The 23,174-nt window shown below is 56.3% G+C and carries 22 protein-coding genes; 4 read left to right on the plus strand and 18 right to left on the minus strand.

Annotation, left to right across the window (positions count from 1 at the left end):
* Positions 1 to 10 precede the first annotated feature (10 nt).
* From FHG12_RS10260 to FHG12_RS10280, 5 genes are all read right to left on the minus strand, one after another.
* Positions 11 to 565: a cupin domain-containing protein gene (locus tag FHG12_RS10260; protein WP_139515645.1), complete on the minus strand. Its 555-nt coding sequence runs from the start codon at positions 563 to 565 to the stop codon at positions 11 to 13.
* Positions 566 to 775: 210 nt separating this feature from the next.
* On the minus strand, positions 776 to 985 hold the full coding sequence (locus FHG12_RS10265; RefSeq protein WP_139515646.1) for an alkylphosphonate utilization protein: 210 nt from the start codon (positions 983 to 985) through the stop codon (positions 776 to 778).
* Between the two features lie 252 nt (positions 986 to 1,237).
* Positions 1,238 to 1,693, minus strand: a complete 456-nt coding sequence (locus tag FHG12_RS10270; RefSeq protein WP_139515647.1) for a cold-shock protein — start codon at positions 1,691 to 1,693, stop codon at positions 1,238 to 1,240.
* Positions 1,694 to 1,913: 220 nt separating this feature from the next.
* The gene (locus FHG12_RS10275) at positions 1,914 to 2,498 is read right to left on the minus strand and encodes a pseudouridine synthase (protein WP_230471356.1); all 585 of its coding nucleotides are present in this window, start codon (positions 2,496 to 2,498) and stop codon (positions 1,914 to 1,916) included.
* Between the two features lie 153 nt (positions 2,499 to 2,651).
* Complete coding sequence (locus tag FHG12_RS10280) at positions 2,652 to 3,641, minus strand: aldo/keto reductase (protein WP_139515648.1); 990 nt, start codon at positions 3,639 to 3,641, stop codon at positions 2,652 to 2,654.
* 255 nt (positions 3,642 to 3,896) lie between these two features.
* Between FHG12_RS10280 and FHG12_RS10285 the strand changes: the two genes are divergently transcribed.
* Both FHG12_RS10285 and FHG12_RS10290 read left to right on the plus strand, forming a co-directional pair.
* Positions 3,897 to 4,502: a T-complex 10 C-terminal domain-containing protein gene (locus tag FHG12_RS10285; RefSeq protein ID WP_139515649.1), complete on the plus strand. Its 606-nt coding sequence runs from the start codon at positions 3,897 to 3,899 to the stop codon at positions 4,500 to 4,502.
* A 108-nt stretch (positions 4,503 to 4,610) separates the two neighbouring features.
* Positions 4,611 to 5,141, plus strand: coding sequence for a GreA/GreB family elongation factor (locus FHG12_RS10290; RefSeq protein ID WP_139515650.1), 531 nt, complete (start codon positions 4,611 to 4,613; stop codon positions 5,139 to 5,141).
* A gap of 30 nt (positions 5,142 to 5,171) precedes the next feature.
* On the opposite strand, the gene FHG12_RS10295 is transcribed toward FHG12_RS10290, so the two are convergent.
* Positions 5,172 to 5,594, minus strand: coding sequence for a VOC family protein (locus tag FHG12_RS10295; protein WP_139515651.1), 423 nt, complete (start codon positions 5,592 to 5,594; stop codon positions 5,172 to 5,174).
* Positions 5,595 to 6,027: 433 nt separating this feature from the next.
* Between FHG12_RS10295 and FHG12_RS10300 the strand changes: the two genes are divergently transcribed.
* Positions 6,028 to 7,527 (plus strand): pectate lyase family protein, encoded by a 1,500-nt coding sequence (locus FHG12_RS10300; RefSeq protein WP_230471357.1) that lies wholly within the window; start codon positions 6,028 to 6,030, stop codon positions 7,525 to 7,527.
* Between the two features lie 15 nt (positions 7,528 to 7,542).
* On the opposite strand, the gene FHG12_RS10305 is transcribed toward FHG12_RS10300, so the two are convergent.
* From FHG12_RS10305 to allB, 9 genes are all read right to left on the minus strand, one after another.
* Positions 7,543 to 8,697, minus strand: coding sequence for an MFS transporter (locus FHG12_RS10305; protein ID WP_139515652.1), 1,155 nt, complete (start codon positions 8,695 to 8,697; stop codon positions 7,543 to 7,545).
* A 270-nt stretch (positions 8,698 to 8,967) separates the two neighbouring features.
* Complete coding sequence (locus tag FHG12_RS10310) at positions 8,968 to 9,642, minus strand: head GIN domain-containing protein (protein ID WP_139515653.1); 675 nt, start codon at positions 9,640 to 9,642, stop codon at positions 8,968 to 8,970.
* A 304-nt stretch (positions 9,643 to 9,946) separates the two neighbouring features.
* Positions 9,947 to 10,906 carry a TIR domain-containing protein gene (locus tag FHG12_RS10315; protein WP_230471358.1) on the minus strand — a complete coding sequence of 320 codons (960 nt, stop codon included), beginning with the start codon at positions 10,904 to 10,906 and terminating at the stop codon, positions 9,947 to 9,949.
* Positions 10,907 to 11,080: 174 nt separating this feature from the next.
* On the minus strand, positions 11,081 to 12,523 hold the full coding sequence (locus FHG12_RS10320) for a DUF6986 family protein (RefSeq protein WP_139515654.1): 1,443 nt from the start codon (positions 12,521 to 12,523) through the stop codon (positions 11,081 to 11,083).
* Positions 12,524 to 12,740: 217 nt separating this feature from the next.
* Positions 12,741 to 13,079: a hydroxyisourate hydrolase gene (gene uraH / locus FHG12_RS10325; protein WP_139515655.1), complete on the minus strand. Its 339-nt coding sequence runs from the start codon at positions 13,077 to 13,079 to the stop codon at positions 12,741 to 12,743.
* Positions 13,076 to 13,582: a 2-oxo-4-hydroxy-4-carboxy-5-ureidoimidazoline decarboxylase gene (gene uraD, locus FHG12_RS10330; RefSeq protein ID WP_139515656.1), complete on the minus strand. Its 507-nt coding sequence runs from the start codon at positions 13,580 to 13,582 to the stop codon at positions 13,076 to 13,078. Before uraD ends, uraH begins: the two co-directional genes overlap by 4 nt.
* 107 nt (positions 13,583 to 13,689) lie before the next feature.
* A complete protein-coding gene (gene allE / locus FHG12_RS10335; protein ID WP_139515657.1) occupies positions 13,690 to 14,436 on the minus strand; it encodes a (S)-ureidoglycine aminohydrolase in 747 nt (248 codons plus the stop codon).
* A complete protein-coding gene (locus FHG12_RS10340; protein ID WP_139515658.1) occupies positions 14,437 to 15,687 on the minus strand; it encodes an allantoate amidohydrolase in 1,251 nt (416 codons plus the stop codon).
* A gap of 4 nt (positions 15,688 to 15,691) precedes the next feature.
* Positions 15,692 to 17,026 carry an allantoinase AllB gene (gene allB / locus FHG12_RS10345; protein ID WP_139515659.1) on the minus strand — a complete coding sequence of 445 codons (1,335 nt, stop codon included), beginning with the start codon at positions 17,024 to 17,026 and terminating at the stop codon, positions 15,692 to 15,694.
* Between the two features lie 59 nt (positions 17,027 to 17,085).
* On the opposite strand from allB, the gene pucL reads away from it, so the two are divergent.
* Positions 17,086 to 17,928 (plus strand): factor-independent urate hydroxylase, encoded by an 843-nt coding sequence (gene pucL / locus FHG12_RS10350; protein ID WP_139515660.1) that lies wholly within the window; start codon positions 17,086 to 17,088, stop codon positions 17,926 to 17,928.
* A 185-nt stretch (positions 17,929 to 18,113) separates the two neighbouring features.
* Here the strand turns inward: pucL and FHG12_RS10355 are convergent, their stop codons facing one another.
* From FHG12_RS10355 to FHG12_RS10365, 3 genes are all read right to left on the minus strand, one after another.
* A complete protein-coding gene (locus tag FHG12_RS10355; RefSeq protein WP_139515661.1) occupies positions 18,114 to 19,085 on the minus strand; it encodes an XdhC family protein in 972 nt (323 codons plus the stop codon).
* The gene (locus tag FHG12_RS10360) at positions 19,051 to 21,357 is read right to left on the minus strand and encodes a xanthine dehydrogenase molybdopterin binding subunit (protein ID WP_139515662.1); all 2,307 of its coding nucleotides are present in this window, start codon (positions 21,355 to 21,357) and stop codon (positions 19,051 to 19,053) included. The genes FHG12_RS10355 and FHG12_RS10360 overlap by 35 nt, the downstream gene beginning before the upstream one ends.
* Before the next feature lie 158 nt (positions 21,358 to 21,515).
* Positions 21,516 to 22,928 (minus strand): FAD binding domain-containing protein, encoded by a 1,413-nt coding sequence (locus FHG12_RS10365; RefSeq protein WP_139515663.1) that lies wholly within the window; start codon positions 22,926 to 22,928, stop codon positions 21,516 to 21,518.
* Positions 22,929 to 23,174: the final 246 nt, after the last annotated feature.

Consider the following 23,174-nt stretch of genomic DNA (forward strand, 5'->3'; position numbering starts at 1 on the left):
AAGATAGATTCTAATCGACGGCCAGCGGCGGGCCGACTACCTGCATCTCGTGGGCGGCAAATATTTTGGCTATTTCTTCGTTTGTTGGCGTGGCTTTTAAGGCAGCCATCGCCATAAAGAATCCCTCGAGCTTGCCGGCGGGTTGCAACGTGACGGTCATCTTGCCTGTGTCACTGACCTGCGTCCAGGCGTGCGGCACTTTGCGGGGCAGAAAAATACTGTCGCCGGCGTGGAGGCGGTACTTGTCGTCGCCGACCTGGAAGTAATACTCACCGGTCTGCACAAAAAAAACCTCATCCTGAAAATGGTGCAGGTGCAAAGGCGTGCCGCGCTTGGGCGATACGCTGGTTTGCTCAAAAATCGCCAGCAACCCGCCCGTATCCTTGCCCGATACCTTCACATCCAGAATGTTGGAATTGACGCCCTTGAGCTGAATATGGCCGTGAAAGCGGCCTTCTCCGGCCTTCGCCACAAAGCCCTTACTGGGAGAGGGCAAACCGGCTTGTGCAGTCGTAATAAATGGCACCGCGGCCAGGGCCGAGAAAACGAATTGGCGTCTTTGCATAGGAATTTGGACTTAGGTAGGAGTGAAATCCGAAGGCACAAAGTGCGACTATTATTATAATAAGTTCTTTGTAATATTCTGATTATTAATACTTTGCATAAAACGAAATCTACTCAGAATTTCGATTATTCCCAGGCTGGCCTTGCCAAAAAAATAGGCCCGAACTTCGAGAGAAGCTTGGGCCAGTCAGTATTCAGGTGGTAAGTCGGTTTATGCTTTCTTCAGGAACGCCGCTTTCAGCACCATCACGGTCCGGTCGACGCGGCCTTCAACCTCGTCGGGGCTGGAGGTGAGGCGGATATTCTTCACGACCGTGCCGCGTTTCAGTACCGTCGAAGAGCCCTTGACTTTCAGGTCTTTGATGATCGTGACCGAATCGCCTTCGCTGAGCAGTGTGCCGTTGCTATCCTTTGCGTCCATGAGGTTGTGAGTAAGCGTTATGCCTCAAAGGTAAGTACTTGGTGTTTTGCCAATGGGGCCTATACAGCAAAAGGCTGAAGACGCAAGCGCTTCAGCCTTTCATATGTGTGATGAGGGTAGGGAAGGGGCCGGCTTGGGCTCCGGCGCTGTAATGCAAACGGCCTACGGCAAGCGAAATACGCTACCCGCAGCGTGCTGGCCGAAGCCGGCGCTCAGGTCCATAAGCAACACAGACTACCGAAAAGAAAAACCTTATACGTCCAGCTTAACCGAGATTGCGTTGAGGCCTTTCTGCCCCATTTCCACCTCAAAGATCACCTTGTCGTTCTCCTTGATTTGGTTGATCAGGCCGTTGGCGTGCACAAAAATGCTTTCCTGGCTCTGCGAATCCTTGATGAAGCCGTAGCCCTTGGAGTCGTTGAAGAACGTGACCGTGCCTTTGCGGATGGCGTCGCCGGGCTCCGCCTCTTCGCGCTTGGCCGCGCCCAACTGAATGTCTTCGGTCTTGATCTCCCGCTTCTTCTTCGGGTCCGGAGGCGTCGACGAGATGTTGCCGTTTTCGTCCACGTACGCGAGCAAGTCCTCTAGGCTCTGGCCCTTCTTGGCGTTGGCCTGGCGCTCTTCCTTGCGCTCCTCTTTCTCTTTCTTCTTCTTTTGTCTGTTTTTCTCGTTTTCCTTTTTACCAAAGGTTTCTTGCGACCTACCCATATTGTTTTTTGAAGGTTATTCCTGTTGGCGTATCCGAAGCCGGACGTGACACAGAAGACTTATTTAAGACAGCGAAGGAAAGATTAAAGTTCATGAATATTATTCACTAGCCTGGCTTCTTTCCCAGCGCCCCGCGCCGGTTTTAGTAAAGATATGGCAAAAGCGCACAGGTTGTAGGCCCACCGCACTGGCGCGGCCTTTCGGGCACGCGCCGCTTTCGTCAGTCGGCTTCCGAAAAGCTGGTCATCGCGCGCACTTCGCCCGGCTGCAAGTCGCTCAGCCCAATCGCGCCGACGCGCACCCGGATGAGGCGCAAGGTCGGGAAGCCCACGGCCGCCGTCATCTTCCGGATCTGCCGAAACTTGCCTTCCGTGAGCGTAATCGAAACCCAGCTGGTGGGCCCGTGGCGATCGTCGCGGATCTTGCGGCCCCGCGCCGGAAAGTCCGGCACGTTTTCTACCCGGAAGGCCACGCACGGCTTCGTTTGGTACTTGGCGTTTCGGATGCCGATTTCCACGCCTTGCCGCATCTGTTCCAGGGCCTCGTCGGTAATCAGGCCATCAACCTGCGCGTAATATTCCTTCTCGATGTGGCGGCTACGGATGTGTTCGCTCACCAACCCGTCGGTGGTCAGCAACAGCAGGCCTTCGCTGTGCTCGTCGAGGCGACCAATAGCCATTGTCCCCTCCGGAAACGCGTACAGCTCCCCGAGCAGCTTCTTCTTTTTCAGTTCGCACACAAACTGGCTGAGGTAGCCGTAGGGCTTGTAAATAAGGAAGTGCTGATGGTTGGTTTCGATCTGCAAGTGTTTGAGGGTGAGATATTTATGTGTTTATATAAGTCTCTGGTAATCAAGTGCTTGATGCTGGGCGTCTCGTCAACTCAGCACATTACTAGGTAGCGGCTAAAGTAAGGAGGAATATCTGCTTGCTGAGGCTGCACCTACTTCGGCCGTTGCTCAGGCGAAGCCGGCTACGGGGTGGGGCACATACGCCTCTTCCAACAACTTAACTTCCTCAGCAGTAAGCTTTACGCCCAAGGCCGCCACCGCGTCGTCGATGTGGTGCGGTTTGGTGGCGCCTATTATCGGAGAAGTCACCATTGGTTTTTGTAGCAGCCAAGCCAGCGCGATCTGGGCGTAGGGCACGCCGCGAGCGGCGGCCAGCTCGCCTACCCGCTCCACTACTTTGCGGTCGGCTTCCTCGGTGGCGCTGTAGAGGGTTTTGGCAAACTTGTCGGTTTCGGCGCGCTTGGTGCTCGGCTCGGTTTCCCAGGGGCGGGTAAGGCGACCGCGGGCCAGAGGGCTCCAGGGCAGCACCCCGATGTTTTCGGCCTCGCACAGCCCCATCATTTCGCGTTCTTCTTCGCGATAGAGCAGGTTGAGGTGGTTTTGCATGGTCACGAAGCGCGTCCAGCCGTGTAAGTCGGCCAGGTACAGGGCTTTGGTAAACTGCCAGGCGTACATCGACGAGGCCCCGATGTAGCGCACCTTGCCCATTTTGACCAAGTCATGAAGGGCTTCGAGGGTTTCTTCAATGGGTGTTTCGTAGTCCCAGCGGTGAATCTGGTAGAGATCGACGTAGTCGGTGCCAAGGCGGCGCAGGCTGTTGTCGATTTCCTGCAGGATGGCCCGGCGCGACAAGCCGCGGCCGTTTGGGTCGTCGGGGCGCATCACGCCGTGCACTTTGGTGGCAATCACCACTTCGTCGCGCTTGGCAAAATCGCGCAGTGCCCGCCCGACTACTTCCTCACTGACGCCCACCGAATACACGTTGGCCGTGTCGAAAAAATTGATGCCCGCTTCGAGCGCTTGCTTAATAAACGGCCGACTCTGCTCTTCGTTAAGCGCCCAAGAATGGGTGCCTTTTTCCGGCGAACCATACGTCATGCACCCCAAACAGATGCGCGAAACCTTAAGGCCAGTTTTTCCTAGTCTGATATAATCCATTGTGTGATAAGTAGTTGTGAAGATAGGTCTTCTTTCTGCATGCCAACGCTGTAAGCCGTGCGGCTGTGGCCTCTTCTTCTTACGCTCTGAAAGCGGCTAAGGATAAAAGTTAACCATGCAGGCTGCTCGAAGCCCTGAGTTGCCGCAGCCTAGAACAAAGCGCTGCCCGGATAACCGCACCGCAAGCGCGTCCGTATAGCGCCCGGTACCTAGTTTGGGTCTCACAGTTCCTATTGCACTTCGCTTTCCTTTGTCATGCAAAAAATCATTCTGTTGTTCTCCTGCGCTGCTGCGCTGAACCTTGCTTCCTGCACCCCGGACAAAACCACCGATACGTCGACGACTACAGTCGTGACGGATTCTACCACCACCGCTGCTACCGACACTGCGGCGGCTGGCACCACCGCCACGACAACTCAATACGATACCACCACACAAGTCATTGATCCGGCCACGATAAAGGACCCGGCCAAGGCGGCGCAGGTGCGCGCGGCATATCAGAAACGCGACCGCCGCATTCAGGACGTGCGCACCCGCTACACCACTGACACCGTGGGCCAACACGCCGCCGTGCGCAATGTCACGCTGGAAACCAACTCGGAGGTCCGCAACATTCTCGACGGCTCGGCGCAGCCGCAGGCCTACACCGCCGAGGGCTCGGGCACCGCAACGCAAGCAGCACCTGCACACCGCCGCGGCCCGGCCATCGTGAAATACGAGCGCGACGGCGGCAAAGTGAAAATTGAATACGCCAACGGCACTAAAGTCAAAATCGACAAAGACGGCGAACGCAAGACCAAGCGTGCCAACGGCACCAAGATCAAAGTCGATGAAGACGGCGAGCGTAAGGTAAAAGATTAATAATCAATAAATTGAATACGTGGTTTTCGATCAGCTTGAGCATCCGGCTCAAGCTGATCGGGGACTTAGGCAAGCAACCTGCCTTGCGGGGCTGCGTTAGCAAAAGGTATGAGCCGAGCTTTTGCCAAAGAAGATGATTCGCTGGAGGCGCCGATTATTCCGCCGCGCGCCGCGTTGCCACCGGGCACACCAAACTACGTTACCCCACGGGGGCTGGAGCAGCTTCGCGCCGAACTGACGGCCTTGGAAGTGGAACGCTCGCAAGTCGAAGCCAACCGCGACAACGAATCGGACCGCACGCGGCAGCTCACCGTTCTCAACGCGCGCATGAGCGCGCTCACGGCCCGCATTGCCAGCGCCAAAGTGGTCGATTTGCATACCCAACCCGCCGACGAAGTGCGCTTTGGCGCTACGGTTACGCTGCGCACGCGTAGCGGCAGCAAGCCCGGACCAGAGCGGCACTTCACCATCGTGGGCGTCGATGAGGCAGCGGTGGCCGAGGGGCGCGTGGCGTTTGTGGCACCCATTGCCCGCGCCGTGCAGGGCGCTAAGCTGGGTCAAACGGTTGCGTTACGCCTCGGCCCGAAAGAGGAAATGGTTGAGGTCGCAGCCATTGCCTACGCCAACGATCACCTTTAGAACTTCCTGATTCCCTTTCGCTTGGCGCAATCAACTGGGTTCCCAGAGTTCGATCTTGTTGCCTTCGGGATCCAGAATATGGACGAATTTCCCGTAGTCGTAGCTCGCAATGTCATCAAGGATGGTTACTCCTTTTTCCCGGAGTTTGGTTACCAATCCTTCGATATTCTGAACGCGGTAGTTGATCATAAATTCCTTCGTGGAAGGGGCGAAATAGTCACTTCCTTTTTCGAAAGGGCTCCATTGCAGGGAGGTTATCTGGTCTGGGCGGTTCGCGTCCCTGGATTCAAAACTCGCACCCCATTCGTTGATTTCCATTCCTAAATACTGGGCATACCAATCTTTCGTTTGCTGCAGGTTCTCTGCAAAAAAGAAGATTCCTCCAATGCCGGTCACTTTAGGGTTTGTGTCGTTGGCAGACGGGGTCTTCGCCGTTTCATCCTGTTCTTCCATTCTTTGGTTTTTTATCGAGTTGCTACTTGCCAGAATTGTTACGCTCGAGCATTGTCATCGTAGTCTACTCATTTTGTCTTTCTGTTTTTTACTGCCGCGTCATCTTTTAGAGCCTGCTGGAGAACGGCAGCCAAAACAAAGCAAAACCAGTCGTAAGTGGCGGGCAGAGTTCCTAGGCTCCCGTCTGCATCATGGTTGACTGCTATCCACCCCTTGTGGACTCGCAACCGCAAGCTCGCGCCAATATTGGTGCGGGCTTTTGTTGTTTCAGGAGGACGCGCCGAAAAAGCAACTCGCGTCGGCAACGTTCCCGACATCGATTGCACAAATAAAAGCGGGCCGCAAGCGTACTTTCTGCGACGGAAGGCACTACTTATGAGCTTGAAGCAGCATGCCCAACCGTGCTTTGCCACCCACCAATCGGCTTCCACCCATGCAAAATCCCACCGCGTTTAAGGCTTTTATAACTGGTTTACTGTCAATTGTTTGCGTAGCGGGTGCCTGGCCGGCATCTGCTCAGCAGGTAGCTTTCCCCGGCGCCGAGGGGGCCGGACGGTTCACGTCTGGAGGGCGGGGCACGGCCAGCTCACCGACCACAGTTTTTGAAGTCACCAATCTCGCCGACGACACCAAGCCCGGCAGCTTGCGCTACGCCCTGACGCAGCCTGCTGAGCACCGCACGGTGGTCTTTCGCGTATCGGGCACGATTCACCTGAACTCACCCCTGACCATCAGCAAATCCAACACCACCATCGCGGGCCAGACTGCCCCCGGTGATGGTATTTGCCTGGCCGATTATCCGGTTAGCATAAAAGCTAATAACCTGATTGTGCGGTTCATGCGCTTTCGGATGGGCGACAAAAACCAAAATCAGGGCCAGGTAGATGGAGCCGGCGGCGACGATGCTTTCGGGGGCTTGCACAACTCCCGCCTGATCGTGGACCATTGCACCATGAGCTGGTCGACGGACGAAGCCTTTTCGGTGTACGAAGGCGACAGCACAACGCTGCAATGGAACCTGATGAGCGAGCCGCTGAATTATTCGTACCATTTCGAAACCGGCGACAAAGACTTTGAGCATCACGGTTTCGGCGGCATCTGGGGCGGGCAGCACGCCACGATGCACCACAATTTATTTGCGAGCTGCAACAACCGTACGCCGCGCTTCAACGGCAGCCGCTACACGCATCCGGCCGGGTATGAAAACGTCGATTTTCGCAACAACGTCATCTACAACTGGGGCGAAAACAACGTGTATGCGGGCGAGGGCGGCAACTACAACATCGTCAACAACTACTACAAATACGGCCCATCAACCAAAGAATCGGTGCGGGCGCGGGTGCTGAACCCTTATAAAGTAGCGACGGGCAAAAATCCGCTGCCTTACGGAAAGTTCTATCTGACAGGCAATTATGTGGATGCCAGCGCCGATGTCACGCGCCACAACTGGCAGGGCGTAACCATGAACGGCGGCGCCCCCGCCGACACGGTACTCTCCAAAGTAGACCGGCCTTTTGACATTGCCCCGATTGCTACCCAGACGGCGCAGGAGGCTTACGCCGCCGTGCTGCAAAGTGTAGGGGCCAGCCTGCCCAAGCGCGACACCTTGGACCAACGCATCATCCGCAATGTGGTGACACGTACGGGCCGCCTTATTGATGTGCAGGGTGGCTATCCGCACGGCACGCCGTACAGCATCTCGCAAAAAGCTTGGCCGGTGCTGCATTCCGCGCCCGCACCCGCCGACACCGACCACGACGGCATGCCCGACAAATGGGAAAGCAGCCACGGCCTAAACCCCAAAGACGCCAAGGACCGCGGCACTGTGACTAGCAATGGCTACACCGCACTCGAAAATTACCTCAATAGCCTCGCTGTCGTTGCGGCTCCTGCGCCTGGTAAATCGGGGCCCCCAGCTACGCAGAAGAAGTAATTGATTTTCAACTGATCAGTCCAGTTTGCTGACTAGCCACACCATCACGGCACCCAGCGTGGCCATGATGGCAAACGACCAGCGCAGGTTGGCGGCGTTGGCGATAAAACCGACTACCGGCGGCACAATCAGAAAGCCGAAATAGCCCACCGTCGACACAGCCGCAATGGCCGAGCCGCTGCCCATTTTGGGCGATTTGCCCGCCATGCTGAACACCAACGGAATCACGCACGACACGCCAAAGCCCACCATGATAAAGCCCAGCCCCGCCGCAACGGGCGTGGGCAGCAGGGCCGCCAGCAACAGCCCGGCCGCTATCAGCAGGCCGCTGCTGCGGAGCATTCGCTTGATGCCCAAGCGCCCCACCAGCCAGTCGCCGGTGAAGCGCCCTACCGTCATGGCTATCATGTAAATGGCAAAGCCGGCGGTGGCAATGGCCTTGGGCGCGTGCACGGCTTTTTGAAAATAAATGCCGCTCCAGTCGTACATGGTGCCTTCGCAAGCCATGGAGGCAAAAGCAATGAAGCCAAACTTGAGCAAGGTTTTGTCGGGGAGCGTGAAACCGGACTTCTGGCTTTGCGGGGTAGGCAATATGTCAAGGGTGCGCGGGAAAAAGGCGAGCGCCAGCCCCGTCAGCAGCATCCCGACACCCACAAAATGGTAAGCCGTGGGCACCGATGCCCCTACTACTACGGCCCCAACGGCTGCCGCCGCAAAGCCGGCCACGCTCCACATGCCGTGAAACGTGGCGATAATCGAGCGATTGTATAATGCCTGCACGCCCACCGATTGGGCATTGACAGAGATGTTGAGCAGGTTGCGCGACGAGCCAAAGCAAAACAGCAACACTACCAGCTGCCACGTGTGAGCCGCAAAGCCCAGCAGCGCCAATGCCAAGTTGTAGAGCACGGCCCCTACCACCATCACCTGCCGGCTGCTGAAGCGCTGCAACAAGAAACTTGTCACGGGCAGCGTGAGCATCAGGCCGATGGGCAAAGCCAGCAACACGCCCCCAAGCTGCGCGTCGTTGAGGCCGAGTTGGTGCTGAATGGTCGGAATACGCGACGCCCATGTCGAAAAGCCAAACCCCGATACCAAGAAAAACACCGTGATGGCGATGCGGGCCTGCGTGGGGGAAGCAGCAAGCGTAACTGTAGAAGTAGAGGCCATAACTGTTGGAAAAGCCGCGTCCGCGCCGGGCGCATAACGGCAAAACTAGGCGTTGGCCGCTGGATACTCGTTACCAAAAAGCAGGTAATTCTTGCTGTGCGACGGTATAGTTCGGCTTGAATAAAGTATGGCCGAAGCTAACACCGACAGCTATAAAAGCCTAATAAACGGTTTGTAAAACAAAGACGCTGAAGCATTTACTGCTTCAGCGTCTTTGTGCGGGGCATTATCAATATCAAAAAATATGCGCTCAGTAAGGCGGGGGTTGTACTAGCGCATTACTCCCGACTTGCTCTTGTTATGGATATCGCTGGAGCCCGACGTGTGCGAAGAAACCAGCTCGTCGGTGGCGAGGTAGGCATCACTGGAGCCGGAGGCCTGTACGCTGGCTCGTTTGCTTTGCAGGTTGGAAGCCCGGTAGTCGCTGCTGCCACTTATGGCAACGTCTTGGCGCTCGGTCTTTCCGGAAAGCGTAACGTCACTGGCGCCGCTGGCGCGAACCGATAAAGATTTGGCCTGCAAAGCCATCGTTACATCGCTAGCGCCACTGGCGCGGATGGCAAAGGTTTCGGCCTCAAACGTCGATTCGCTTTTTAAGTCGCTGGCGCCGCCAACTTCCACGCCGCGCAGGCGAGGGCAAGTGATGTACACGGTCACTTTTTGTCCCTTGTCCGACCAATTTATGAGCTTGTCGTAGTCCCGATAAATTTTCAGCACGCCGTCCTGCACCTCCGTTTTGAGATGGGCCAGCACCTCGGGCGAGGCTTCTGCTTTCACAGTTGTCTCGGACCCTTGCTTGAGCAACACGTTGATGGCTCCGCTGGCCTTTATTTGATCAAAAGAACCCACCGAGCGGGTTTCCTGCTTTTGGGCGTACGCTGTGGGGCCAAACAATGCCAGCAAAGAGGCTACCGCCGTGATTTTGAGTACGATTGGAAGTTTCATGACATGAGCAATTTGGTTGAAACACTGGGATAGATGATGTTGCCGCCGCAAGCGTTGTCCACAACCGAAAGTATTTCCTGGGGCTCCTCAATCACGATCCGCAGGTTGTTTAATATATGCCTTCTAGTCGATATACTTTCCTGGTTCATCCTGCGATATGTTTGTAAATCAATTTCTTAGTCTTGAAGCTGCGCTCTGATTGCTGAGTAGGAGTTTAAATAAAAAGGTCCGGCACGTAAATCGCACCGGACCTTTTTAAACTAGTCTTTGATAATAAACTGATTATCAAAGACTTATATGCATACTAGTTTGGGCCGAAAAGTCGGTTGGTATCAATGGCAAAGCCGGCATGGAGAAGCTCCTTGAGTAAATCAACTTTCCAGTTGCCACCCAACGGGATATACACCACCCCGCTGATGTCGCTGGGCAGTTCGAGCTGGCTGTTGTCGACGAGGCAACACACATTTCCCCGCCCCAAAATGCCGGCGAAGTACCCGAGTTCCAGTACCACGTTTTGGCGAGCCCGCGGGCGGGTTTTCTTTTCGGCCAGTGCCTTGCCCTGGTCGTCGGCAGTGAGCAGGATGATGGCGTACTGCACCCTGGAGTAGCGCTCGATTTTTTCGATGATGGTCTTACCTTCGCTGGCTTGCTCGTGCAGAATAATAGGTTGAAGATCAAGTTGTTCTACAAAACGCGCTACCTCATTCTTAACCGCGTTGTTGTGCCCGTGCACGATAAAAATGCTGCGGTTTTCCAACTTGGGCGGTGCGCTTTCCAAGGGCGAGTCGGGGCGAAGCGTTTGCAGGAATTCTGCCACGCGAGCCAACCGATCTAGGTAAACAGGCACCAGCAAGGCGGCATCTTTTTGCAGCAGGTCAGCATCGTGCGGCTCGTAGAAAGACAGCGACAAACGTCCGCTGACGGGCGTAATAATGTGGGCGTCGCCGCGGGGCTCGCGGGGGCGTAGGCGCCGACTTTTGGCCAGCACATCGATCACTTGATTTTCTACTTCGGCCTCGGGATAGCGATCTATCTTCTCGCGCAGAATGCGAAGGAAGTGCTGTTTTACTTCTGGTTCGTAAACAAGTAAGTGGTTGTAAACGTGATTTTTAAGTGCATTAATATCTTCAAGAGTGGCGCGAATATCGTGCAAGTCGTCCTCGGTGAGGCCGGTGGCCATCAGGTAGTGCCGACGAATCGGAGTGAAATCGAAAACGTGATGATCGAGGATATTATAGACGTGCTCGGTTACTAAATCCAGCATAAGAGGGTAAGCGATAGAAGAAAAGCGGAGGCCAGACGAGGTTCGCGGCTCCCTCTTTTACGACAAAGGCCCTTGGGTTGAAGTTCCGCTCGCAAAGACCCGCGAATTCTAACTAGCAACCCCAAACAAAAAGCCCCGTTTTAGGCGGGGCTTTTTAAAAATAGAAGCAAGAGTTTACGCTGTTGCTTTTTGCTTGCGCCGACTTTCCAGAATCCGGAAGAAGGAGCGGGTATGAATTTCCTCGACCGTCAGGCCGGTGGCCGTGATTTCCTCTTCCGTGATGGCGCCGCAGTTTAGGGCTTTCAGGAAGAAGTTGAGCAAGCCCTGGCCCGTAGCCGCGTCGTCGAAAATATCGCCAGTGAGGGTTGAGATCGCGGCCCGCTCCACGAAGGTTTTCAGGCGGTGCAGCGCATCGTCGTAGCTGCTCAGGAAAAAGTTGTACGTGGCCGCGTAGCGCATCGGCAGCTGCGCCGGGTTTAGGTCCCAGCCTTGGTACAGGCCGTTAATCAGCGAGTGCGTGGTATGATGAAAGCCTTGGCGCCAGGCGTTGTGCACCGATTCGCGGTTTTCCTGCTGCTGCGCAAACGTCAGATTATCACCCCGATGTGGGCCAATGGGCATGACGTTGGTAGCGCCATCGGAGAGGAAAATGCCAGTGCCGCCGAGCGCTACTTTGGTCATGTGGTGGGCAAAATCGCAGACCGGGTGCGCCATCGTTTGGTATTTGGCCGTGATGCCCGCCGAAGCTGTGTAGTCGTAGGTGCCGAAGTGGGCCGCAATGCACCGCCCTTCGCTGGCCCGAATGATGCGCATCAGCGGGTTGCGGCCTTCTTCGTCCATGATGATCTGGGTGGCTTCCACCATCGTCTCCATTTTCAGGGTGCCGGGGGCGAGGTTGTTCGCTTTTTCCAGCATCTCGAACAGCCGCACCATCGTCGTCATCTGCTCCGGGATGGTCACTTTGGGCAGCATCACCACGAAGTTGGGGGGCAACTGGCCGCCGGTTTTTTCGAGCAGCGTCGTCAGAAAAATGTCGAGCGTGCGCACGCCGCGCGCTTTCAAATCTTCCGTGAACGGCTTGATGCGAATGCCGATGAACGGCGACAGCGTGCCATTTTGCATGCCCACGGCCACTTCGCCCGCAGCTTGCACGGCGGTCGCGTCTTCTTCCGCGTCGGGCCGGTTACCGAAGCCATCTTCAAAGTCAATGCGGAAATCCTCGACGGGCTCGGTCTTCAGCTTGTTAACAATCTTATTATAAACCGAATACGCCAGCCACGCGTGCTCCCGTTTGCGTTCTTCCGCCGACATAGCATCGAGCCGAGTGGTTAGCTCCGCGATGTCTTTCTCCAAGGTTGGCAAATGCTCGTAGCCCTTGAGCTGCAATACCTTAGCCAGCTCCACGAAATTGGGCGCGTAGGTCCGCAGGTTGTTCAAGGCGATGTCGCCCATGCGCACGCAGGTATCGGACTTAAACAGGTTGGCGCCGCCGTATACCGTATGCACCGGCTGGCGGTCAGGCTTGTCGCCGGGGTACGTCTGCTGAAATTGGCGGTTCGCCACGCCAAGCTGATTTAGAAGTTGCTCTTTATCAGAGTCTTGTATGCTGAGCTTCATGTGATATTGTACTGAGTGGGAAACAGAGGTGAGCGCTACAAATTTAGAGCTAAGGCTAGTTCCCCTCCTCAGCTGAGGAGGGGCTAGGGGTGGTTGAAACACTAGCGCTAAAAACTAAAACTAGATACGTTCTGACGGGCATCAACCACCCCGCCCTTCGGGCACCCCTCCTCAGCTGAGGAGGGGAACTAGCCTTAGCTCTAATTCTATATTTTAATCAGGAGCCGCGATAAGTGGAATAACCGAAGGGGTTGAGCAGCAATGGGATATGATAATGTTCTGGTGTGGCAATGTCGAAGACGATCTCCACGAAGGGATAAAACGTTGGCGTTTGCTGCTGCTCGAAGTAGCTCTTGACCAAGAATTTCATCTTGTAAATGCCCAGCGCCAATGGCATTGAGTCCGGCAGCAAATTGGCGATGCGGCCATCTTGGTTGGTCACGCCGCGCGCGATTTCCTGCCAATCGTCGGCCTGCTGCGCATATAACACGATGGTCACGCCCGGCGCGGGCTTGCCTTTGGTTGTGTCCAGGATGTGGGTCGTGATCTGACTCATGCGGCTAGCAGTTTTTCCAGGCGGATTTTGGTGATTTTGTCTTGCTCGCCCATGGCGATATGGATCTCAGTTTCAGGTGAGTTAGGCAGCCGCGCTTGCAATAGCGCCAGCATTTCCTCCGCCGATTTGCCCGTCGCGCAGACGATAAAAATGTACCCGAACTTTTCCTCGTAGCGCCAGTTTCCTTCGGCCAAGTCTTCCAAAACTTGCTGCGAGGCCTGCTTCACAGCCCCTTGCTCGCCCGCAGCCCACGCGCTGGTACTGGCAAATTTTTCCTTCAGCGCACTGGCATCGCCGATCTTGGGATGATGCGTAAACGCCTCTCGCCAATCGCTTTCCTGCAAGCCATACCAAATGTCGTGGGCCCGCGAAAACAGCGTTGCGGCGTCTGCCACGGGGAAAATCTCGCTCATCGCCTGCACCCACGCCGTGGCACCACAGCATTTGCTCAGCGCTTCGGCTAGTGCAGGTTGGTCGAGGGTGTTTAACTCGGTTAATGTCATTATAATCAAGTAGTTAGCAAAAGACACCAGAAAGCGGTCATGCTGAGCGTAGCCGAAGCATCTCTACTACTGCGGCTACGCTCAGTATGTGACGTTCTTTGCAGGGTCTAAACCACTGTTGGAAAGCGGTTTACGTTCTTATAATAGATGTACACCGAGGGCTCCTTACCCATGGTCGTAGCCCATTGCTGACAGTACGGCGCCATCCAGATCGAATCGCCTTTTTTGACTGGATACCATTGCTGGTCAAGCATATACACCGCCTGGCCTTGCAGGTACAGCAGGCCGTGCTCCATGATGTGCGTTTCGACCATCGGTAGGTGCCCGCCCAAGTCATAAGTAAATATATTGACGGCCATATCGAAGGCTAACTCGTTGGGCAGCAGCTCCTGAATGCGCAGCGCGGGATCATTCATGTACACCGGTGCTTTGCTGTCGTCCTTCTCCCCAAACACCACGCCGGGCGTTGGATGGCCCTCCAGCGGCTCGTACACCTTATGGAAAGTCAGGAGTTGTGTGCCTTCCGCGGGGTTTTTAAACAGGTATTCCTGGCCGATGGGTACGTACACAAATTGGCCTGTAGCCAGCGTGCGTTCTGCTCCGTCTATCGTCACTTGGCACTGCCCTTCCACGACGTAGAAGAAGATCTGGGAGGCCTGAGTTTTGCCAAACAGCTGACCATCAGCGCGTAGCGTAATGATCGTTTGGCACAGGCGAGCACCCATCTGCTCGTTGATGATGACGTTGACCGTGCAATTGGTCCACCCCGGTACGTTGCTGTTGATGTAGCCATCGGGGGCAATGACAGCGTGGTTGCGCTTGACGACGGACCGGGTGAGGGCTGATATTTCCATCTAATGGGTTTGGAATTGGGTAAAAAGAAGGGTCAGAAAACGGTCGGCTACGGCAAGGGCGGCGGCCAGATCATCCAATTCCACGTCTTCCAACGGGTTGTGGCTGATGCCTTTAAAGCACCTGATAAAGAGCATAGTAGCCGGCGAAACCGCCGAAATCGGGACGGCATCGTGGCCCGCCCCGCTAACCAGCGACACGACCTCGTAGCCGGATGCGGCAATGGCTTCGGCGAGCAATTTATTCATTTCGGCATCGCAGGCAACGGGCGCAGTTTGCTGAATCAGGTTCCAGCTTAGGCCAAGATTTCGCCGATGCGCAATGGCCTCGGCTTGCTCGCGCAATGCCTCGTAAGCTGCGGCCAGCTGCCCGGCGTCTGCGCTGCGCAGGTCGAGGCTGCACGTTACCTCGCCCGGAATCACATTGCTAGCGGAGTTGCTGACGCCAAGCTTGCCCACGGTAGCCACAACCTCGGTTTTGCGAGCCAAAGCAAACTGCTCCGCCGCCAGCACAAACTCCGCGGCGCCGGCCAGCGCGTCCTGGCGCATGTCCATTGGCACGGTTCCGGCGTGGCCCGCCATGCCTTGCCACGTCAGTTCCACGCGCTGCTGCCCCGCAATGGCCGTCACCAGCGCCACCGGGATGTTGCGCTCGTACAGCACCGGCCCCTGCTCGATGTGCGCTTCGAAGTAGCCCAGCCAGTCGTGGGATGCAATTGCTTCATTAGCAAGCGATTGCGTATTGCCGCCCATCGCCGCGATGGCTTGCGCCAAGGAAATGCCAGCCGCATCCTTCTTTTCCAGCAGGCTCCGATCGAAAGAACCAGCAACTACTTTGCTGCCCAAGTAGGTGGTGTGAAAGCGCACGCCTTCCTCGTCGCTGAAGGCAATTAGTTCAACGTGAAATGGTAAGTTAACTTGTTGCTTAACAAGTGTTTCTAGCAGATCAAGTCCTAGCAATACGCCCAACGGCCCGTCGAATTTGCCGGCGTTCACGACGGTATCGATGTGCGAGGCCAGCACGAAGGTTTTGGCCTGTGGGTTCTGGCTCACCAACCGGGCACGCAGGTTGCCGATGCCGTCGGTGCGCACCGCCAAGCCGGCTGCTTCCATCCACGTTTGCACCAAGTCGCGACCAGCCAAAAATGCCGCCGTGCCGAACGTGCGCGTGACGCCGTGCGCGTCCTCGCTAATGCCTGCTAATGTATTGATACGCTGCATGATACGGGCAGCGCGGGTTTGGTATGTTTCCACCCAGCTATCGGGTTAAGATTTCGCCTTGATTTAGGTGCGTGAATGTCGGTCGCTGGTACACAAGCTGTCCTTTCAGAAAGGTTTGTTCGACTACACCCCGCAGCTCCCGGCCAAGATAAGGCGACACTTTGTGTTTGTGCTGGATCAAATCCTCACTCACGCGGAAGGACTTTTCCAGATCTACCACCACCAAATCGGCGTCGTACCCTTTCGCGATCTTACCCTTCTTGTGCGCCTGCCCAATCAGCTTGGCAGGGTTGGTACTCAGCCACTTGGCTAAGTCCTGCACGGTAGCGCCCCGCGGCTGCGCCGCCGTCCAGAGCACCGGCAAGGCCAGCTGCAACGACGCGATGCCGCCCCAGGCCGTGGTAAAATCACCGGTTTCAATTTGCTTGAGTGCGGGCGGCGCCGGCGAGTGGTCGGTGGCCACGAAGTCAATAATTCCCTCTTGCAGCGCGGCCCACAGCTGGTCGTTGTTGGCCTTTTCGCGGATGGGCGGGGCGCACTTAAACTGCGTCTGGCCCTCCTTTATTTCTTCGGCGGTGAAAAACAGGTAATGCTGGCCCGTTTCCACCGTCAAGGGCAGGCCTTTCGCCTTGGCCGCCGCAAGGGGCGCAATGGAGTTGGCCGACGACAGATGCACAATGTGCGTCGGGCAATTGTACTCCTCGCACAGCCGAATCATGAGCGCCACGGCTTCGTCTTCCCAGCTTTTGGGCCGCGAGGCAAGGTAATTCTGGTACGAGCGCTGGTCGTGTTTTTTCCACTCGGCGTCGTCGGTGGTTAGCTCGCAGTGCACCAAGAGCGGCAGTTGGTGCCGCGCCAGAATGGGCATCACCTGGCGCAGATCGGCTTCGGTGGCGTTCGGAAATTCGTCGATGCCCGAGTGCGTCAGGAAAGCTTTGAAGCCCAGCACGCCCCGCGCAATCAGCCCTTCGACCTCGGCCGCGTTGCCGGGTACAATGCCGCCCCAAAAGCCGCAGTTGGTATGTAGTTGATTATGAGTTGCTTGTAGTTTGGCTTCGAAATTCGCCACCGATGTCGTGACGGGCGACGAGTTCAGCGGCATGTCCACGAGCGTGGTGAGGCCACCGGCCAAGGCGGCTTTGGTGGCCGTGTCGAAGCCCTCCCAGTCGGTGCGGCCGGGCTCGTTGATGTGCACGTGCGGGTCGATCACGCCGGGCAGCAGCGCCAGGTCGTGCGCGTCGATCACGGGGCAGTCGACGGCAGTATCGGGCGGCGCTACGTCGGCAATTTGCCCGTTTTTTAGCAGCACCAGCGCCGGCCGAACACCCTGTGGCGTGACGGTTTTATTACTTTTTATCGCTAAATCGAACATGAGGCATTCGCATTTTGCCCCAAATTCAGAATCTTTCCCCGACAACCAACTACGCGCACATGAATATGAAATTGGGCCTCAACGCCTACGGCAAAAACGCGGTCAACTTGTCGAAAATCATCCGCCACGCCGATCACCACGAATTCCGCCAGATTTCGGTAAATGTGCAGCTAGAAGGTGATTTTGAAACGGCCTATACCCTCGGCGACAACACCAAGATATTACCTACCGATACCCAAAAAAACACCGTTTACGCGCTGGCCAAACAGCATTTTACCGGCACCATCGAAGAATTTGGCTTGCAGCTGGCGTACCATTTTTTCTCGCGTAACCCGCAGGTTTCGAAGGCCAAAATTGAGATTACGGAGCATGGTTGGCAGCGCATGGCGTTCGACGAGCAAGCACACCAGCACGCTTTTACGGGTGGCGGCGCCGAAAAGCGCACCACGGTAGTCACTCAGACCGCAGGCGGCGCCACCGTTTCGTCGGGCCTAAAGGATTTATTGATTCTGAAAACCACCGATTCGGCCTTCGAAAACTACATAAAAGACGAATACACGGTGCTGAAAGAAACCTCCGACCGCATTCTGGCTACGCAATGCGAGGCCGTTTGGGATTACACCGCCACCGACCTCGATTTCGAAGCGACGTACCAGAAAATCCGGACGACGCTGCTGCGCACGTTCGCGTTTCACAAGAGCCTATCGGTACAACAGACCTTGTTTGCCATCGGCGAGCAAATCTTGCGGGAAAACGACGTAGTGCGGGAAATCCGCCTCATCATGCCCAACAAGCACCACATTCCCTTTAATCTGGAGCAATTTGGGCTGGACAACAACAACGAGATCTTTATCGCCACCGACGAGCCATTTGGTTATATCACCGGAACGGTAAGTCGTTAATAATCAACATTTTAATATTTTTATAAGCTACAAGCTAGTTCCCCTCCTCAACTGAGGAGGGGCTAGGGGTGGTTGAAAGATTAGAGTTAGAAGCTAGAACTACTAATTGTCTGGGTGCTCCGACCAATCACCCCTAACCCCTCCTCAGCTGAGGAGGGGAACTAACCTTAGCTCTAGTTTGGGTCTTAGCTCTTGTGGTTTTTTACCGCAATAAGCTGAGCCGCAATGCTGATGGCGATTTCCTCGGGCGTTTGGCTGTGGATGGGCAAGCCAACCGGCGCGCATAGCTTTGCCAGATATGCGGGCGAAATTCCTTCGGCACGGTAGTCGCCCAGCAGCTTTTCAATCTTTTTCTGGCTGCCCAGCACGCCCAGAAAGCGCAGGTTTTTGGGTAGCAACGCCCGCACGGCAATATCGTCGGTGCGGTAGCCGACGGTCATGATAACCACGTACTGGTTGGCGCCGTCGGGGATATGGGCGGCCATTTCGTGGTAGGTTTCGACTACTGTTTTCTGGTGCGCCGCGTCGTTTTCCAGAAAAGTATTTAGCTGCGGCCGGTCTTCGTACAGCGAAATGCGAAAATCAAGCGTGCGCATCAGCCGCGAAAGCGCCAGCGAGCAGTGCCCACCGCCAACGATGTGCAGGTGCTGCTTATAGCCAAGCTGCTCTTGGTACAGCCAGTCCGTTTCCGATTGTTGGCGAAACGCAAATCCTTCCGCTAGTCCCTGGCCCGGTGCGAAGGCAAGGCCTGCTGGAGAAAGCATCAGAACACCTTGCTGTTCGTGCTGTAAGCAAGAGATGATATCCGTAATTAATTCATAATCAGATGATTGCAAAGGGTAGAGCAGGATGGTTTGCTCCCCGGAGCAGATCATGCCGCTTTGGTCTTTGGGGGCGGTTTTGTTGTGGATCTGTTTGCGGACTGCGCTTTCGGCCACGCCACTCGCCAACTGTTCGCGGGCCAGCTGCACGAATTTGTGCTCCATAATGCCGCCGCCAATGGAGCCTTGCATGGCCCCGTTGGCATTTACTCCCATCACAAACCCTTGCCGACCGGGGCTGCTGCCGTGGCTTTCCAACACGTACAGCAGCATGGTCGGCAGGCCGGCGCCTACGCTTTCGCTAAGAAACTGCCACGTGGCTAACGCTCTGTGCATGTGTTACTTTCACGCCGGTAGCCGGCTGCGGATACAGGGCCAGCAACACCTTTTCGGGCGTCATGGGCGCGTTGAAACCGATGGGCGAATCGGGGTTGAAGGCTTTGATGGCGTTGCGCAGGGCGAAGTACGTGCCGATGCCGTACATAAACGGCGGCTCGCCCACGGCCTTGGAGCGGAAGATCGCCAGGTTGTCGTTGTCGGTTTGCAGCGCCTCAATCGCGATTTCCTTGGGTACTGAATAGATGTCGGGCACTTTGTAGGTCGAAAGCGTATTGGAGCGCAGGCGGCCGGTGTGGTCGTAGAGCAATTCCTCCATTGTCATCCAGCCGATGCCCTGCACGATGCCGCCCTCAATCTGGCCGCGGTCGATGTTGGGGTTCATGCTCCGGCCGAAATCATGGACGACTTTTACGGCGTCCACGGTGTAAGTACCTCGTATGCAGTCGATTGTGGCTATCGTAATGGCCGTGCCGTAAACGTGGTAAGCAAACGGATGGCCCTTCTCGGTAGCCTTATTGAAATGCACTTCGGGCGTGGCATAGTGCGCGTGTTCTGAGAGGCTGATGCGCTTGAGGAAAGCCGCGGTCACCAGTTTCTTCCAGTCCAAAGCCGTTTCCTCGCCGTGGACGAGCACTTTTTCGTCGCGCAGTTCCACGGCTGCTTCGGGTACCTGCAACTCTTGCGCGGCCACTTCTTTGAGGCGCTGCACGATGGCCTGGCAAGCAAGCTGCACGGCTTTGCCGTTCAAATCGGCGGTGGCGCTGGCGGCGGAAGGCGAGGTGTTGGCGATGCGGTTGGTGCTGGTGGTCTGGAGGCGAACGCGGCTCGGGTTGATCGAGAACGTCTGGGCTGCTACCTGCAACAGTTTGGTATTCACGCCTTGGCCCATTTCTACGGCGCCGGTGCTCACCTTCACACTGCCGTCGTAGTAGACGTGCACCAAGGCGCGAGCCTGGTTCATGGAAGTGTTGGTGAAGGAAATGCCGAAGCAAATCGGCATAAACGCCAAGCCTTTTTTGCGCACTGTGTTCGAGGCATTGAAGTCCTGCACCTGCTGGCGCAGCGCCTCTACGTCGTAAAGCGTTTCTGCTTTGTGCCAACACGCATGGGACTCACTCACAGCCTTTTGGCCGTACGGAAACTCGTCGCCGGTTTTGTTGAGGTTCTGCTTCTGAATCACGCAGGCGTCGATGCCCAACTGCTCGGCGGCTTTGGCGATGGCGGCTTCCATTACAAACTTCGCCTGGGGCCCACCAAACCCGCGGAAGGCCGTATTGGGCGGCAAGTGCGTGCGGCAGCTGAAAGCAGTGGCCTTGACGTTGGGGATGAAATACGTGCCCGTTGCGTGAAACAACGTCCGCTCCATAATGGCCGGCGACAAATCGGCGGCCGCTCCAGCGTTTTGGTAATACGTTGATTCGTAAGCGATTATATTCAGGTCTTTGTCCAGACCCAGCTTGAAATCGGAAGAATACGGGTGCCGCTTGCCGGTCATTTGCATGTCTTCGAGGCGGTGCAGCACGTACTTGACCGGCTTGCGCAAATGGTGCGCCGCCAGCGCGCACAAAGCCACCCAGGCATTAGCCTGATCTTCTTTGCCGCCAAAGCCGCCGCCCAACCGAATTACATCGACTTCTAGTTGGTGCATGGGCACGCCTAGCACCCGCGCCGCCGCCCGCTGGCTGGCCGTGGGGCTTTGGGTAGAAGAGTAGATTTTGAGGCCTTCGTTTTCCTCCGGAATCGCGTAGGCGCACTGCGTTTCGATGTACAGATGCTCCTGCCCGTTGGTGTCGGCACTGCCTTCCACCACGTAGGCGCATTGGTCCCAAGCGCGCTCAGGATCACCAAGTTGGAAGGTGCGCGGCGGCACAATCAGTTCGCCTTGGGCCTGGGCTACGCGCGGGTCGGTGATGATGGGCAACGGCGTAATTTCTGCCGTGATTTTGCGCACGGCGGCGCGGGCAGCTTCGTCGGTTTCGGCTACCACGAAGGCAATGGGCATGCCGCAAAAATCAACTTCGTGCTCGGCCAGCAGCGGCTCGTCGGGGATAATGCCGCCAATCTGGTTTTCGCCGGTGATGTCGCGGTGCGTGAAGATGCGCACAACGCCTGGATGTTGCGCGGCTTCTGCGAGATCGAGGCGCTCAATATGTCCGTGCGCCACGGGCGAGATAAAGGCCGCCCCAAACAAGGTTCCGGCCACGAGCGGAATATCGTCGAGGTACAGAGACTTGCCCGTGGTATGATTGCCGGAATCTATGTTTTTCATGGTTGGTAATGTCCTCGGTATAAAGTGCTTATCAATTCGTTTGTCATGCTGAGCGGAAGCGAAGCATCTCGCGTGCTGAGACTGGATTACTGACCAGTAGAGATGCTTCGCTTCCGCTCTGATGACGCCTATAGTATACTGGCAGCTATGATCTCGGACTATTGCAACAGCTCCTGCGGACTTAGATGTGGGAAAAGCGTTAGAAAATGCGCTTTTAGTAACTGACTCAATAACAAGCGTTTATACGTTTCGGTGCCGCGGGCGTCGCTGATGGGCGAGATCTCGGTTTGGGCCAGTTCGGCGGCTTCCTGAACGAGTTCCTCGGAAATCGCTTTGCCGGTTAAAAACGCCGAAGTTTTGGCCAGAAACATCGGCGTTGGGCCCACGCCGCCGGCCGACACACTGGCCGCCGTAATCAGGTCGCCGCGGGTGCTGAGGCAGCAGGCCGAATTCACGCTGGCAATGTCGAGGTGTGTGCGTTTGCTGACTTTCTCGAAGTTGAATTGCGTGCGTTCGTCGGGAAGCGCAAAGCGGATGCTGGCAATGGTTTCGTCGGGCGTTTTGGCCAGCAGCTTGTAGCCCTGGTAAAACTGCCGCAGCGGGATTTCGCGGCTCGTGTGGCCGTCGCTCAGGGTTAGGGTGGCGTCGAGGGCCAAAAACATGATGGTCAGGTCGCCGATGGGCGAAGCGTTGACGAAGTTGCCCGCTACCGTCGCCATGTTCCGGATGGGCGTGGACGACACCAACCGCAGATACGGCCGAAACTCTGGGAAAAACTCCTGCATCACCGCCGACTCGGCCAAGTCGGTAACCGTAGCCGCGCCGCCAATAACGCAGCGATTGCCTTCCCTAGTAATACCTTGTAAATCAGACTTGTCTAGTAAAAAGTGATTCGCGGTTTCCACCATTTCCGTGTGCTTTTGCACGTACAGATCGGTGCCGCCGCCTACACGCTGCACCTCCTGGGCGCTGGCGTGGCCGTTGGGGCTGGCCGTGGCTGCCAGTGCGTGCAAACGCTCTTTGATGGAGGCAAAATACCGCGGCAGAATCTGCTGTTGGGCCACAAACTCGGCGGGCTCGGTGCCGTTGCGGTCTTCTAGCAATTGGGCCACGCGGGCGGCGGCCCGCTCAATGGATTTGTAGCCGGTGCAGCGGCAAATGTTGCCGTCGATGGCCGCGATGGCATTTTGCTGGGTAGGTAATTTATCGCTGAGGCAGAAGCCCGCCAGCGACATCACAAAGCCCGGCGTGCAAAATCCGCACTGCGTAGCCGACTCATCGACCATCGCTTGCTGAATTGGGTTAAGTCCTTCTGTATTAATGCCTTCTACCGTTACTACGTGCTTGCCCTGCACGTTGCCCAACGGCGTCAGGCACGACGTGAAAGAGCGGTAGCGGAGCCGGTCGTGGCAGGAGTCGCCGACCAGCACTGTGCAGGCGCCGCAGTCGCCCTCGCGGCAGCCGATTTTGGTGCCGGTCAGGTTCTTTTCGTAGCGGATATAATCGAGCAGCACCGTGCCAGGCGGCAACGCTGTGCTTACTTCCCGATCATTCAGAATAAACTTAATCAAGGCTAAAAATCTTCAGGTTGACAGGTAAGATATTGATTTGAGCGCGAATAAAAAAGAGCCCGCTATTGCACTCTAAACCTGGGTACGAGGTGCCGTTCTGCGCAAAACAACCCAACCACGCCAGGAATCAGGAACCACAACGCCGCCATTGGTGCAGGACCAATAGCCCGGCTTGGAGCAAGGCCGTGCGACGGATTCCGGGTTTCGGAAGAAGCTGCCCAAAGCCCAATGGTGACAAAGCCGTGG

Source organism: Hymenobacter jejuensis, from assembly GCF_006337165.1.
GTDB lineage: Bacteria > Bacteroidota > Bacteroidia > Cytophagales > Hymenobacteraceae > Hymenobacter > Hymenobacter jejuensis.